Genomic DNA, 14,511 nt, shown 5'->3' with positions numbered 1-14,511 from the left:
ATTCCTTTTGCCCGGATTACCGGACGGCGGCCCATAGACGCAAGGCCTGAGCCGTCTCGGCCACGTCATGTACCCGTACAATCTGCACGCCCTGTGATATTCCCGCCAGAGCAACCGCGATTGACCCCGGCGCGCGGGCATCCTTGCGCGGCTCTTTGCCGATCTGACCAATAAATCCCTTGCGCGAAACGCCCAGAAGGATCGGACAACCCAGCCCGTGAAACAGGCTGAGATTGCGCAGAAGGGTCAGGTTGTGGTCCAGATTCTTGCCAAACCCGATGCCCGGATCGATGACAATCAGATCGCGGCTGAGACTCAGTCCTTCAAGATGCGCGATTTGCCCCTCAAGGAAATCGTAAACATCCAGCAGAACATTGTCATAGTGCGGGTCATCCTGCATCGTGGTCGGATCACCCTGCATATGCATCACACAAACCGGAGCCTCAATCTGCGCGCAAAATGGTGCAAGTTTGGGATCGAAGGTAAATCCTGACACATCGTTGATCAGTCCCGCACCCGCCTGATGCGCTGCCTTGGCAACACCGGCCTTGCGAGTATCGATCGAGATCAACACATCCGTCTCGCCCCGAATTGCCTCAATCAAAGGGCGTGTGCGGGCGATCTCTTCGTCTTCAGGCACAAAATCAGCGCCCGGGCGCGTGGATTCGCCGCCAATGTCCAGAATACTTGCACCATACGCTACCATGCCGGCGGCAGCGGTCCGAGCGGCCTCGACCGAGTTATACAGCCCCCCATCCGAGAAGCTATCCGGCGTGGCATTCAGAATGCCCATGATCTGCGTTCGCGCCATATCAAGCCCGGCAATCGCTGGACGCGCACAGGTCAGACGATCCAGCTGTTCCTTTGGGATTTCAACGGCATCGACGATCTGGGTGCTTTGCCCGCGCTCAATCCGCTCGGCCTGTGAGAACCACAGCACCTGCCCTGCCAGTGGCACCGCCCCGTCGACGCGCGTGCTCCCATGCTGGACCAATGGGCGGTAATAGACGGTCACAGTTGCGCCTGCTCCACCGGAACTGCGCGCAATGGCGTTTTGGGGGCTTCGGGCAGGTCTCCGCCAATAACCAGCATCTCGCTGGCTTCAAAGGTTGCCGCGAACCAAGCAGCCAGCGCCACCGCGTCAGACGGCGCGGCTGAGGGGCCATCGACCGCATCCAGAACAATTTTGGAGGGTGCCCAAACACAGATCTGGCCGTTTTTCATCGCCCAATCCAGCTCGGTCCGGGTTGAAACGACCACGCAACGGTGATCGCGCGCAGCCAGAACCCAGGCGTTCTGTTCAATTGCCAACAGATCTATCCGGCGTTGGGTCATTGCGTGACCCGTCTGCGGCACATCCAGATCAGACGCCCCAACACACAGGATCAGCGGGCGCTGGCGATTCTCAAGCTGGTCGATCCAGCCGGTGAGATTACCTGATGAAATCGCTGCATTCGACAGAAAGACCAACCGTGGATGTGGCCGCTCTTCTTCGGTCACATCATGATGTAGCGCATCCTTGCCGCGCACGATCTCGACGCCAAGCGCGCCAGGTCCACGATCCAGTTTTTCAATGCGAACAAAGGCTCTTACAGCCTGAGGCTCAAGCAGAATACGTTCCGCCACGCGATCTGCCAGTGTCTCGAGCAAATTTAGTCGCTCAGCAGCCAGCTCGAACGCAATCGCTTCGGTTACACGGTCGTAAGACAGAATACGATCCACGTCATCATCGATGGGGTCTGTCAGCGGACGCACCTCGACCACGATGTTAAAGCAGATCCGTTGCGTGGTACCGCGTTCGGCCTGAAACGCCCCGATCTCGACCTCAACGATGTGATCGCGCAGCGAAATGCGGTCCAGCGCACCGCGCGCGGCGGTAGCCTCGGACCGTTCGGACGGGTGCGCAAAGGCAAGACGGATTTCAGAGCTCATGCGGCGGACCTTTTCGGGCTCGGTGGACTGATGATCAGCCCACTTTAGGCGTTTCGCGGGCGTATAGCATCGCAGCAAACGCCTTTCCAGCTACGGAATGCGGCGTTACGTGACCCGGAACCAGCTCATCATACCCGATGCCGCATGGCCAAGCATGTGACAATGCAACAGCCAGTTGCCCGGATTGTCAGCTACCAACGCTACCTGCCGCACCTGCCCTCGCTCGACTAGAACAGTGTCGCGCCACGGCCCTAGTGTACCGTCCTGCAGGATAATGCGAAAATGGTGTCCATGCAGATGCATCGCATGTGGAAACGCCGTTTCATTTGCGAATTCAATCCGATGAACTGATCCCAATCGCGCATCCAGAAACGGATCATCTGGCCGCTCTGCATATCCGTTCAAAGCCCAGAATCGTCCAAGCTGAGCCAACTCGCGCCCCGACAGCTCGGAATCGCCCAATTTGGCGCTCTCCAGCCAGCGCATTGCACCCCCCTGCATCGTCATACGATGCAGAGGTGTATTCTGCAGTTCAATTTCGGGCATTCGGTTTGCTGGCAACGGTCTAACTTTTGCATCAGCAATACGCGATGCTACTCCGAACACATCAAATTTGACGAGTCCGTAAGCGCCATCCCGTTCTACACTCACAATACTTGCCGTCTGGCCGGATTCCGCTGAGACATCAACGATCAAGTCAACCCGCTGCGCAGGCGCCAAAGGAAAACTGCTCTCAACTCGCAATGGAACCTCAAGCGGCATACCGTCAAGCGCAACAATCCAACCAGCAAGCCCGTCGAGCGCTACGTCGAATACCCGGGCATTCGCGGCATTGATCACCCGCAATCGCAATCGTTCAGACGCCTGCACCGGATAAGAAGGGTCAAACTCTCCGTTCACCGTTACAATGTTGCCCAGCCGACCCGCATGGCTCAGATCATGACCATTGTCGAAATCGCTCGATATCTTTGCGCTCTCGGTGTCAAGGCGCCAATCGTCCAGCATTAAGGTCAGGTCCTGATCAACATCGGGTCCGCTGGCTTCTTCGACGATCAAAGGGCCATAAAGCCCACGCGCGACCTGCTCCATCGATTGGTTGTGCGCATGATACCAATAGGTTCCCGCATCCGGCACCACGAAATCATATTCAAAGCTGGAATCTGGCTGCACAACTTCCTGCGTCAGGCCGGGCACTCCATCCATCGCATTGTCGATCCGGATGCCATGCCAGTGAACGGTCGTTGGTTGCGGCAGCATGTTTACAAGCTTGCGGCGTACCCGAGCCCCCTGCGGAACACGGATTTCCGCGCCCGGAACACCGCCGCCATAACTCCAGACCGGAGTTTCCGGATATCCCTGGGGCGCGATCTGCTGGAGGGAAGTCTGTGCCACCAGTTCGGTGCCAGATGCCATCGCCACGCGTGGTATCATCGACAAGGCCAGGGTCGATTGCAGAAACTGTCGGCGTGTTATGGTCATTGCGAGGCTCCTGGCTCGCAACATAGTTGGTAAAACGCCTGTTGCCAGCACCCTTCCAGCGCTGGTGCGTCAATCAGTTGCTGGCCGTGCGATAATTGTGCTTGTAGAAGATATGCACGCCAATACGCGCCGTTTCTTTATAGACGCGGGACCAGGACGGGCGCACTGCCTTGGTGTGGTAGTGCGTGGCACCTGCGGTCATCTCTTCAGCTACACCATCGATTGCGGCACGGGCGACTTTCGAAACGCGATCATAAGCGCGTTTTTCGTTGATAATCTCTTTCTGCCCGTCACAGGTGTAGGTGAACTGGCACTGATATTTCTTGCCCGTTCCTTGCTTGATCACACCGCACAACGAATTCGGAAAGCGACCGCTTTCAACCCGGTTCAGGATAACCTCGGCCACTGCAAACTGACCGCGTACGCTTTCACCGCGAGCCTCGAAATACAGCGCTTCGGCAAGACAACGGAAATTTTCATCTCCGGTCGCCTTTGGCTGCTGGTCCAGCCAGGCTTTGGTGTAGGAGATTTCGACTTTTTCCGGCGCCTTACGCGGCTTAAACAGTTTCAGGTAATCGCGGAAGCTTTGTGCTGGCAACTCGTTACGTGTGACCAACTCAACAGATCTTGTATCGCCTTGCCTATCGGCAAAGGACAAACTCGGTAGCAAGGCTGCGGCCCCCACGGCAACAGCCACTATGTAGCGTCTCATCAGATAACCTCGCACAGGCACAAACGCGCCATACCCTCCCCCGGCGGGCGCGACGAGGCTAATACCCCAGACGAAGCGAGACGTCCAGTTCTGAAAAAAATGCAAGAGAAAAACCGCTCACGCTGCCAATTATTATCGACAGCGGAACGTTTCTTACGCCACTATTTCTAGGTAGGAGACAGTTAGTCAACCCCCAAGTTTGGACGAAATCGCCAGTTGAGCGGCAGACAGCCGAGCGACAGGAACCCGGAAAGGAGAACAGGACACATAGTCGAATCCAAGTGACCGGCAGATTGCGATTGATTCGGGGTTACCACCATGTTCACCACAGACAGAAAGCGTAACGTCTGGTTGGGCTTGGCGCCCGCGCTCGGCCCCCAGCTTCAGCAATTCACCTACCCCATCTGCATCCAGAACGTGAAATGGATCTTCGCCAAACACGCCTTGGCGGACATATGCCGACATGAACCGCCCCGCGTCATCGCGCGACAATCCGTAGGTCATCTGGGTCAGGTCGTTTGTTCCAAAGCTTAGGAAAGCGGAATGTGGCGCAATCTCATTCGCGCGCAGACAGGCCCGAGGCGTTTCCACCATCACTCCCAATCGATAGTCGAACTCCTGCCCCTGCTCCGAGGCAACCTCGGCCGCTACAGTATCGATGCGTGTTTTGACCAGTTCAACCTCGCGCTTGGCCGAGACCAGCGGGATCATGACCTCGGGCACGACAGGGGCACCTTCTTTGCTGGCCTCAACCGTCGCCTCGAAGATCGCGCGTGCCTGCATGTCGTAGATTTCCGGCACGGTGACACCCAGACGAACCCCGCGCAATCCCAGCATCGGGTTGTACTCGCTCATCGCCTCGACCCGACGTTCGACATCCGAGATTGGCAAATCCAGCGCCTCAGCCAGCTCGCGCTGACCAGTGCGCGTAGTGGGCAGAAACTCGTGCAAGGGCGGATCGAACAGGCGGATGCAGACCGGCTGCCCCTCCATAATCCGGAACAACTGCACAAAATCCTGCCGTTGCATCGGCAGCAACCGTTCCAGCACAGCGGCACGTCCAGACGGGGTCTGCGCAAAGATCATTTCGCGCATAACGGTCAGGCGGCCAGGATCGAAGAACATGTGCTCCGTTCGGCACAACCCGATCCCTTCTGCTTTGAAGTTTCGCGCAGTTTGCGCGTCAGCGGGTGTATCGGCGTTGGCGCGGATGGCGATGTCCCGCTCGGCATCGGCCCAGCTCATCAGGGTCTGAAAGCAATCATCCAGCGCCGCTTCAAGCATCTCGGGTTGTCCGGCCAGAACCTGACCAGAAGTCCCATCGATGGTCAGAATATCGCCTGTCTTGAACACTCGCCCATCTGGTGCGCTTAGCAGCTTTTTCTTGGTCTGGAATCGCATCTCGGACGCGCCGACGATACACGGCAAACCCAGACCACGGCCAATCACCGCCGCATGGCTGGTGATCCCGCCCTTTTCGGTCAAAACAGCTACTGCGGCATGCATTCCGCGCACATCTTCGGGCGAGGTTTCTCGGCGCACAAGAATACAGGGCTCCCCCCGCGCGGCGCTGGCCTGCGCTTCGGCAGCCGTAAAGACAATTCGACCGGTCGCTGCACCGGGGCTGGCCGCGATGGCTGTGGTCAGCACATCACGCTCGGCCTCAGGATGGACCTGCCGGTGCAGAAGTTCATTCAGCGAATGCGGGTCGATCCGCATCACGGCCTCCTGCGGCGGAATGATCCCGTCTTCGGCCAAGCGCACCGCGATCCGCATCCCGGCCCGCGACCCGCGCGGAACCCGTACACCATCCAGAATATGCACTTTGCCGTTCTGCACAACGAACTCAACCTGCATCTCTTCGCGCAGCTTCTCGCGCATTAGCGCAGCGTGGGCCTTGAGATCGGCAAACGCTTCGGGCGCCACATCCTCCAGTGATTGACCGCGTTCATCCTTTTCCAGATACAGCGCAGCGACACCTTCGCCCAGAGCATCGCGCCCCTGGCTCTGGCTCAGATAGCGACCCGTGATTTGGGGCATACCCGTCGCTGGATCGATCAGTTGCAACACGCCCGAACCGCATTCCCCCTGCCCGACGCCCGGGATCATCTCTTGAATCACCAGACCCAAACCGGCATCCGCAGGCGCGCCTTTGGCCTGCCGCAGCAAGCGGGCCGAGGTGCCGTCCCATGCACGTGCCATCGAGCGCAGAACACCGATCAGCTGCTCTCCACGATCCTGCGGGAAGGCCTCGTCGGTTTCGTCTTCGTACGCCCGCAACGACAAGCTCAGCCCTTCGCGCCCGTCCGCCTCGGTGGTATCGAATACATCTGGGTCCAGACGCGCAATATGGAGCGCATAGCTCTGCACAAACCGCAGATATAGCGCCGCCGCCGCATCCGCCCCCATTTCCGCAGACCGATCCAGATATCGGGCATCGTTCATGCCGATATTCAGCACCGCACCCGGTCCACCCCAGTCAGGATCTTCCGAACTGGGCCGTACACACAGCAATGACTCGGCGTCGAACTGTTCCAGAATGGCCGCGATGTCGGGAATGTCGCCCTTGGCAATTCGCTGCACCGCGTCAAAAGAAAGGGCCACTGTCCGAGGCACCGGCATGTCCAGCCTGACCAGTCGTTGCAGGCACTTCGCCCGGCCGCCATGCGTATTGGCGGCAACGGGCGCTTTTGGAGTGATAAGCGTGGTATGCGGATTATTCTGCACTGCGGCACCTTTTGGTTTCACCGCAGCATAAGCCCCTGCGCCCTTGGCGCAAGGGCGTTATCCCTCGATACGGGTCAGATCAGCAACGCTAGAGCAGACCTTGCGGATCTGGCTCAGCAGGTTCAGACGGTTGCGGCGCAGAATGTCATTATCGGTATTGACCTGCACGTCCTCAAAGAACGCATCCACCGGCCCGCGCAGTGCGGCCATTGCCGCCATCGCTGTCGGGAAATCCTCGGCCTTCAGCGCGGGATCGATCTTGGCCTCTGCCGCGTCAAGCGCTGCAAACAGTGCCTTTTCGCTGTCAGTTTCAGCAAACTTCACATCCGCGCCGTAAGAGTATTCGACTCCATCCTTCTCTTCCGCCTGAGACAGGATGTTGTTCGCACGCTTGAACCCCTGCACGAGGTTCTCTCCATCCTCGGTCGCGATTACCGCATTCAGAGCGCGGGCGCGTTTGACCAGCAGGTTGAGGTCGTCATTCCCCTCCATCGCGATACAAGCGTCGATGACATCATGGCGGATGCCCTCGTCTCGGAGGAAGACTTTGAGGCGGTCGTGGAAGAAAGAAAGAAGATCGTCAGACGCGTCAGGAACCTTTTTCTCAAGCTCAAGAAATGCTGCTGCGGGCGATCCTTCAAGCTTTTCTTTGACAGTATGGAATGAAGCACCAAAGACACCATGTTTTGCGATTTCTTCCAGGAGATCGCGGACATTCGCTTCGGGCAAAGCCTCATTGATAGCGCGTTCTGATCGAACCAGTTGACTATCGAAAAAACGGTCCAACCGAAGACGCAGATCATTATTCACGATTAGTCGAATTACCCCTAACGCCGCACGACGCAAAGCAAAGGGATCTTTCGAACCCGTGGGTTTCTCATCTATCGCCCAGAACCCGGTCAGCGTGTCCAGCTTGTCGGCTAGCGCCACTGTCACAGACAACGGTGCGGTCGGAACATCATCCGACGGCCCCAACGGCGAGTAATGTTCCTGCGCAACGGCGGCCACTGCGGCATCCTCGCCTGCCGCTTCGATGTAATACCGCCCCATAAGCCCTTGAAGTTCAGGGAATTCATAGACCATTTCGGAGTTCAGATCAGCCTTGGCCAAACGCGCGGCTTTCTCGGCCTGATCCGCATCCGCCCCGACCACCGGGGCCAGTTCTCGGGCCAGCGCGGCAATGCGGTCGATGCGTTCCGCCTGAGTGCCCAGCTTGTTGTGGAAAGTCACATTCTCCAACGCGCGGGTCCATTGGGCGATGTCCGACTTGGCAACGCGCAGGTCGTTCTCCCAGAAGAATTTCGCATCGGCCAGACGGGCCGACAAAACCTTCTGGTTCCCCGCCAGAATGGTTGCGCCGTTATCGGCGGTCTCGCGATTGGCGACGGTAATGAAGCGCTCGATCCGCCCCGTCTTGGGGTTCTTCACAGAAAAGAACTTCTGATGCTCTTTCATCGAGGTCTGCAGTACCTCGGGCGGCAGCTCAAGAAACTCCTCGTCGATCTGCCCCATCAGCACAACGGGCCATTCGACCAGACCGGCAACTTCTGCCAGCAGACCCTTGTCGTCGACGACTTCCAGACCTGCGGCGAAGGCCATGTTCTGGGCATCGTTCCAGATATGTTCGGCGCGCTCTTCGGGCGACAGCACCACGAAGGCGCGTTTCAGCTTGGCGGCATAATCCTCGAACGAGGTCACCGTAAACCGGTTCGGGGCCATAAAACGATGGCCCTCAGTCGTATCACCGGACGTGATCCCTTCGATCGCAAGCGGCACGACCTGTGCACCTGCTTCATCGGTCAGGATGCACAGGATCGAGTGCAAGGGCCGTACCCACCGCATCGATCCAGCCCCCCAGCGCATGGATTTGGGCCAGGGGAAGTTTCGAATGGTAGCTTCTAAGACCTCGGCGATGATTTCAGCTGCTGGACGACCCGCCTTTTCAATGGTGGCGAAATACACTGCGCCTTTGGGCGTGTCGCGCTCTTCCAACTGGTCTCGGGTCAGTCCCGCGCCGCGTAGAAAGCCTTCGATGGCTTTGTCAGGCGCGCCGACCTTTGGGCCTTTGCGTTCTTCGCGGATTGTCGGGCTTTCCGCCAGCAGGCTTTCAACCGCCAGCGTCAGGCGACGCGGCGTCGTCAGTGCAGCGGCAGAGGCATAGGTCAGACCGCCTTCGACCAGACCATCGGTGATCCGCTTTTTCAGGTCTTCACCGGCGCGGGTCTGCATGCGCGCGGGGATTTCCTCGGAAAACAGTTCGATCAGCAGGTCGGGCATTTTCGGTCCTTAGAAATTGACAATCGTCTGAATGACGATGGCATTGGCGATGTCCACAAAGAATGCGGATACAAGGGGCAGTACGATAAAGGCAATAGGCGACGGGCCATATCGCTTGGTTACGGCGGTCATATTTGCGATAGCTGTGGGGGTAGCACCCAGAGCGAACCCCCCGAACCCGGCGGCCAGAACGGCGGCGCGGTAATTCGATCCCATCAACGGAAACAGAACCCAGATCACGAACACCACGGCAAACAGGGTCTGGGCGGTCATGATCACCGCAATCGCAAGGCCCAGTTCGGCGATGGTCCACAGTTGAAGGCTCATCAGCGACATCGCCAGAAATGCACCAAGCGCGAATTCCGAGATCAGCGCCAGCGAGGGCGTGCGTGAGACCGGCTTGGCATTCGGCGCGAACATGGCGCGGAGATTGGCAATCACGATCCCCATGATAAGGCAGGGCACAAACAACGGCAGTTTCAGCCCTGCGGCGCTGATTGCTTCGCTCAGGATCGCGCCTGAAATGATCGCGAGGTTGAGGTACAGCAGCACCCGCATGATTGTCAGATGATCAATCTCGGATTTCTGGTCGACCTCATTGGGCAGGCCCACCGTATGCTCTTCCCCGGGGCGTTCGGGGCTGAGATTGCGCCCCTCGATCAGCAGCCGCGCAATCGGCCCCCCGACCAAAGCGGCCAGCACGAGACCCAATGTGGCCACGGCCACCCCCAACTCGGTTGCGCCACTCAAACCGGTGGCGCCCGCAACTTCGGGGGCCCAGGCGATCGCGGTTCCGTGCCCCCCGATCAGCGCAGCAGACCCGAACAGCACCCCGGCTTGCGCCGGATAACCGAACATCGCGGCCCCCACTGCGCCGATCACGTTTTGCGCAACGATGGTCAGAAGTGTCAAAATCAGAAGCAAAAGCAAAGGCTTGCCGCCCGCGATCAAATCGGACAGACGGGCATTTAGACCAATCCCGGCAAAGAACAGAACCAATAGAAAGTCTCGTGCGGTCAAGCCAAAGGATAGCTCAATGCCGAAACCAAGATACAGCGCCAATACCACGAGCGAGGCCATAAGGCCCCCGGTTACCGGCTCGGGGATGTTGAAGCTGCGCAATTGTGCGACACGGGCGTTGATCTCTGCCCCCAGCAGATAGACCGCAAAGCCCAGCGTTGCTGTCAGGAACTCCGGTATCTCAACGACCATCCCCATCTGCATCAGCCCTCGGGCCTGGGTGGGCACTCCTCGCCCACAACCGTGCCGTCATAGGCTTTTTCACCGCAATTGTTCAGCGCATGCCAGACGTAGCCTTTACCATCCTGTGTAATGGCAACGATCCGGTCGACACCATAATGGATGTTCTTGGTGCCCAAGAAAGCCTGTGCTTGACCCGATTTCAATACGTTGGCCAGCGCAACTGCGTCGTAGCAGTCAAACCACCCTGGCGCGGTCAATGGCTCGGGGTTCTCGACAGGGGTAAAATCCACCATTTGATCCGGCCTCAACTCGGTTTCGAAACAGGCCCGATACCGGATCGGAGAGCTGTCGGCGTCAATGGCCTTAAACCCAGCATAGGCGATGGCTTCGGGCGCTTCCGCCCCTTGCGCCAGCAGGACCACATCCTGGCCCGGGCGCGGTTCTACCTCATAATAGAACCCATAAACCTGCAGGTAATACATGCCAGCACCGGCCAGAACGCCAGAAATCAGAAGGATTAGCGCAACCAATTTTCCAGTCATCGTTTACGCCACCTCTTTCAAGTTCATAGAAAATAAGACAGGTTCCCAAGCAGTACGGTCAGAAACGAGGCTACTCGCATGGAAACCACTCTTGCCGTCGGATTCTTTGGCGCGCTTTTTGCAATCATGAATCCGATTACCAACTTGCCTGTGTTCCTGAGTGTCACGCAAGACCTGCCCATTTCGGATCAACGCAAAGTGGCTGTGAAAACTGCGCTTTATTGCACGATCCTCGGTGGCGCCTTCGCTGCGATCGGCAGTCAAGCGCTTGGGCTCTTTGGCATCAGCGTCGATGACCTGCGCGTCGCCGGTGGCCTCGTTGTACTGATGATCGGCCTGAACATGCTGAACGGGAACGAGAGCAGCTCGCATCACGGAACCGACGGAGAAAAGAAATCCTATCCCGCGCCCGAGACCGTTGCGTTCTATCCCTTGGCTTTTCCCATTCTGGTCGGCCCCGGAACAATCACAACACTGATCCTTTATGCGCACCACATCAAAACCCCGGTCGAAGCCGTTGTCTATGCAGGTGTATTTCTGTTCGTGGTGGCCTTGCTTTTGATCACGTTCTGGAACGCATCGGCGTTGGCTAAGCGGCTGTCGGACAATGCTCGCGTGATAATGAGCCGCTTCATGGGCATGATTCTTGCGGCTATCGCAATCAGCATGATCGCAGACGGCCTGAAGGCGTTGTTGCCCGGACTGGCCTAGGCGCTGCATCAAACTTCGAACCCGGCAGCCTCGGTCTGCACGAACGCATCGGCGCATTGCTTGGCCAATGCGCGAACGCGGCCGATATAGGCCTGTCTTTCGGTAACCGAAATCACCCCGCGGGCGTCCAGCAAGTTGAAGATGTGGCTGGCCTTGATGCACTGATCATATGCGGGATGCGCCATGATGATGCGCTTGCCCGTCTTCGGGTCGTCATGTTCCTGCGCCAGAATGGTCGCGCATTCGGTTTCAGCCTCTTCGAAATGACGCAGCAGGACCTCGGTATTGGCAATATCGAAGTTCCAGCGGGCGTATTCCTCTTCGGTCTGCTTGAAGATGTCGCCATAGGTCAGCGGGCTGGGCGACTGAGGATCGTTGAAGGGCATGTCCATCACATGGTCGATGCCCAGCACATACATGGCCAGACGTTCCAAACCATAGGTCAGCTCACCCGAAACCGGCGCACAGTCATGGCCGCCGACCTGTTGGAAATAGGTGAACTGGCTGACTTCCATGCCGTCACACCAGACCTCCCATCCCAGACCCCACGCACCCAGAGTGGGGCTTTCCCAGTCGTCCTCGACAAAGCGGATGTCGTGCAGATCCATGTCGATGCCGATGGCCTCGAGGCTGCCCAGATACAGTTCCTGCAAATCAGGCGGACTGGGTTTGATCAGCACCTGGTATTGATAGTAATGCTGCAACCGGTTCGGGTTTTCGCCATAACGTCCGTCTGTCGGGCGACGCGAGGGCTGAACGTAGGCCGCTGCCCAAGCCTTGGACCCCAAAGCGCGCAACGTGGTTGCTGGATGGAACGTACCTGCGCCGACCTCCATGTCATAGGGCTGGAGGATCGCACAGCCTTTCGACGCCCAATAGGACTGAAGCCTTAGGATAATCTCTTGAAATGAACGTGGTGCGCTATTGGGTTCGGTCATGACAATTCCCTTGGACGCCCAAGCGCCCGGTTCCGGTGGGTTCGGCCCTTCCTATGCAAGGCATCCAAGGGCGTCAACGGGCCAATCGGCCACTCTGTCGCTGAGCGGCCACACACAGAATTCCCCGTATTCCGGGCATGGCAATCGGACCACGATTCCGCGTAATCTGCGCCAAAGTGAAAACACTGCAGAACACGGGCAGACAATGACACGCGTATTTACGGTTATTACATTCTTTATCCTCTTCGGCCTGCGCGCCGCTTTTGCCCAGCAAGATGCGGGCGTCTTTGTTCAGATCGAGGCGCAGCCGTCGCTGCGCGAGGCGCAGGAACGGGCGCAGGTCTATGCGAACGCACTGCCCGATGTGAACGGGTTTCGGCTGAATTCCGGCTGGTATGCCATTGTTATCGGGCCCTATTTACGCGACGACGCCGAACAGGTGCTGCGCGTTTACCGGGCCGAGCGTCAGATCCCATCGGACAGTTTCATCGCATTCTCCAGCGCGCTGGGGCAACAGTTCTGGCCCATCGGTGCCAACATCCTGAACCGCGGCGTCGTCACCGCCCCGATCCAGCCCGAGCCGCAACCAGAGCAGCCCTTGGCCGGTCTTACCCTGCAGGACGCAGATGAAACCCGTTCGCAGGCTCTGCAGGGCGAACGCCTTTTGACCGCGCAAGAGCGCAGAGACTTGCAAACCGCGTTGCAGGCAGCCGGGTTCTACAATTCAACAATTGACGGAGCCTTTGGTCAGGGCACCCGCCGCTCGATGGGCGATTGGCAACGTTCCAACGGGTTCGACGCGACTGGCGTTCTGACCACGCTGCAGCGCAAAACCCTGATGGATGACTACAACGCTCCACTGATCAGCGTCGGGATGGCACGCTATTCCGACCCGCAAGCCGGGATCGAACTGGATATGCCAATGGGTGTCTTGGGCTTCGAACGTTACGAGGCACCCTTTGCCCATTTCAACCCCACTTCTGATCTGGACGCCAAGGCGCTGCTGATCTCGCAGGAAGGCTCTGCCGCAACCCTGCGGGCGCTCTATCAAGTGATGCAGTCGCTTGAAATCGTTCCTCTGGACGGTGAGCGCAGCCTGCGCGGCAACAGCTTCACGATTGAAGGGCGCGGAAATGGCATGACCTCGTTCACGCAAGCAGCTCTGAAAGACGGCAAGATCAAAGGTTTCACGCTGGTCTGGCCTGCTGGGGATGAGGCTCGCCGCGCCCGAGTTTTGACCGCGATGCGCGCAAGCTTTGCCACGACCGATGCCGTACTGGATGCCGGTGCTGGAGCGGATGCTGACCAGCGCATCGATTTGATGTCAGGACTGCAAATCCGCAAACCGCGGCTATCGCGATCGGGCTTCTTCGCCGACGCTGATGGTACGGTTCTGACGGTCACCGAGGCCGCTGAAAGCTGCACCCGCATCACGCTGGACGGTGACCAAGAGGTTCAGCTGGCTTGGCAGGATGCCGACCTTGGTGTCGCTGTGCTGCGTCCTAGCCAGACCCTTGCCCCGATCAGTGTTGCCGAGTTCCGCGCGGGCGTTCCGCGTATTCAGTCTCAGGTCGCTGTTTCGGGCTTTTCTTACGAAGGCGCGTTGGGTGCCCCTACTCTGACCTTTGGCGAAATCGCTGATATCCGTGGCCTGAATGGAGAAGATGGCGTCAAACGCCTTGCACTGTCCGCCCAGCCCGGCGACGCGGGAGGACCTGTCTTTGACGATAGCGGCAGCGTTGTTGGCATGTTGCTACCTGCCCCTTCCGATGGGCGTACCCTGCCCGACTCGGTCAGCCTTGCGGCGAATGTGGCACGTCTGACCGAAGTTCTGACCAAGGCGGGCATCTCAGGTCAGCCCGCGCAAGGCTCAGCCCAGATTTCACCCAACGAACTGAGCCGCAGAGCCAACGGAATGACCGTTCTGGTGCACTGCTGGGACTGAACAATCAGGTTCAGGGAAAAGGCGCTGCACGAAGGTGCACGCCTT

11 protein-coding genes are annotated in these 14,511 nt (G+C 58.5%); 2 read left to right on the top strand and 9 right to left on the bottom strand.

Annotated elements, in window-relative coordinates:
• Nucleotides 1–16: 16 nt before the first annotated feature.
• The 8 genes from folP to ACR0AY_RS00480 form a co-directional block, all read right to left on the bottom strand.
• On the bottom strand, nucleotides 17–1,015 hold the full coding sequence (folP, locus tag ACR0AY_RS00515; RefSeq protein WP_170510583.1) for a dihydropteroate synthase: 999 nt from the start codon (nucleotides 1,013–1,015) through the stop codon (nucleotides 17–19).
• On the bottom strand, nucleotides 1,012–1,932 hold the full coding sequence (locus ACR0AY_RS00510) for a dihydroneopterin aldolase (RefSeq protein WP_170510586.1): 921 nt from the start codon (nucleotides 1,930–1,932) through the stop codon (nucleotides 1,012–1,014). The genes folP and ACR0AY_RS00510 overlap by 4 nt, the downstream gene beginning before the upstream one ends.
• Before the next feature lie 105 nt (nucleotides 1,933–2,037).
• Nucleotides 2,038–3,411, bottom strand: a complete 1,374-nt coding sequence (locus tag ACR0AY_RS00505; protein ID WP_170510589.1) for a multicopper oxidase family protein — start codon at nucleotides 3,409–3,411, stop codon at nucleotides 2,038–2,040.
• A gap of 73 nt (nucleotides 3,412–3,484) precedes the next feature.
• On the bottom strand, nucleotides 3,485–4,123 hold the full coding sequence (locus tag ACR0AY_RS00500) for a cell wall hydrolase (RefSeq protein ID WP_170510592.1): 639 nt from the start codon (nucleotides 4,121–4,123) through the stop codon (nucleotides 3,485–3,487).
• A 186-nt stretch (nucleotides 4,124–4,309) separates the two neighbouring features.
• Nucleotides 4,310–6,871 carry a pyruvate, phosphate dikinase gene (locus ACR0AY_RS00495; protein ID WP_170510595.1) on the bottom strand — a complete coding sequence of 854 codons (2,562 nt, stop codon included), beginning with the start codon at nucleotides 6,869–6,871 and terminating at the stop codon, nucleotides 4,310–4,312.
• Nucleotides 6,872–6,907: 36 nt separating this feature from the next.
• Entirely contained in the window at nucleotides 6,908–9,127 is a 2,220-nt protein-coding gene (glyS, locus tag ACR0AY_RS00490) for a glycine--tRNA ligase subunit beta (protein ID WP_170510598.1), read from the bottom strand.
• Between the two features lie 9 nt (nucleotides 9,128–9,136).
• A complete protein-coding gene (gene gltS, locus ACR0AY_RS00485) occupies nucleotides 9,137–10,345 on the bottom strand; it encodes a sodium/glutamate symporter (protein WP_170510820.1) in 1,209 nt (402 codons plus the stop codon).
• 5 nt (nucleotides 10,346–10,350) lie between these two features.
• The gene (locus ACR0AY_RS00480) at nucleotides 10,351–10,872 is read right to left on the bottom strand and encodes a DUF6446 family protein (protein WP_170421080.1); all 522 of its coding nucleotides are present in this window, start codon (nucleotides 10,870–10,872) and stop codon (nucleotides 10,351–10,353) included.
• Between the two features lie 78 nt (nucleotides 10,873–10,950).
• Between ACR0AY_RS00480 and ACR0AY_RS00475 the strand changes: the two genes are divergently transcribed.
• Entirely contained in the window at nucleotides 10,951–11,583 is a 633-nt protein-coding gene (locus ACR0AY_RS00475; protein WP_170404988.1) for a MarC family protein, read from the top strand.
• A gap of 8 nt (nucleotides 11,584–11,591) precedes the next feature.
• Here ACR0AY_RS00475 and ACR0AY_RS00470 read toward each other — a convergent pair whose 3' ends face one another.
• A complete protein-coding gene (locus tag ACR0AY_RS00470; protein ID WP_170404985.1) occupies nucleotides 11,592–12,521 on the bottom strand; it encodes a glycine--tRNA ligase subunit alpha in 930 nt (309 codons plus the stop codon).
• A gap of 205 nt (nucleotides 12,522–12,726) precedes the next feature.
• Between ACR0AY_RS00470 and ACR0AY_RS00465 the strand changes: the two genes are divergently transcribed.
• Nucleotides 12,727–14,466: a serine protease gene (locus ACR0AY_RS00465; protein WP_170510823.1), complete on the top strand. Its 1,740-nt coding sequence runs from the start codon at nucleotides 12,727–12,729 to the stop codon at nucleotides 14,464–14,466.
• Nucleotides 14,467–14,511 lie beyond the last annotated feature (45 nt).

The sequence above is a fragment of the Ruegeria sp. A5 genome (assembly GCF_056543005.1).
The sequence above is the reverse complement of the archived record's forward strand: the minus strand, read 5'-3'. Positions and strand labels throughout refer to the sequence as shown.

Bases quoted from the DNA above. Each gene is read 5' to 3' on its own strand.
- ACR0AY_RS00510 (WP_170510586.1), bottom strand. From the start codon at position 1,932: ATGAGCTCTGAAATCCGTCTTGCCTTTGCGCACCCGTCCGAACGGTCC.
- ACR0AY_RS00505 (WP_170510589.1), bottom strand. From the start codon at position 3,411: ATGACCATAACACGCCGACAGTTTCTGCAATCGACCCTGGCCTTGTCG.
- ACR0AY_RS00500 (WP_170510592.1), bottom strand. From the start codon at position 4,123: ATGAGACGCTACATAGTGGCTGTTGCCGTGGGGGCCGCAGCCTTGCTA.
- glyS (WP_170510598.1), bottom strand. From the start codon at position 9,127: ATGCCCGACCTGCTGATCGAACTGTTTTCCGAGGAAATCCCCGCGCGC.
- gltS (WP_170510820.1), bottom strand. From the start codon at position 10,345: ATGGGGATGGTCGTTGAGATACCGGAGTTCCTGACAGCAACGCTGGGC.
- ACR0AY_RS00480 (WP_170421080.1), bottom strand. From the start codon at position 10,872: ATGACTGGAAAATTGGTTGCGCTAATCCTTCTGATTTCTGGCGTTCTG.
- ACR0AY_RS00475 (WP_170404988.1), top strand. From the start codon at position 10,951: ATGGAAACCACTCTTGCCGTCGGATTCTTTGGCGCGCTTTTTGCAATC.
- ACR0AY_RS00470 (WP_170404985.1), bottom strand. From the start codon at position 12,521: ATGACCGAACCCAATAGCGCACCACGTTCATTTCAAGAGATTATCCTA.
- ACR0AY_RS00465 (WP_170510823.1), top strand. From the start codon at position 12,727: ATGACACGCGTATTTACGGTTATTACATTCTTTATCCTCTTCGGCCTG.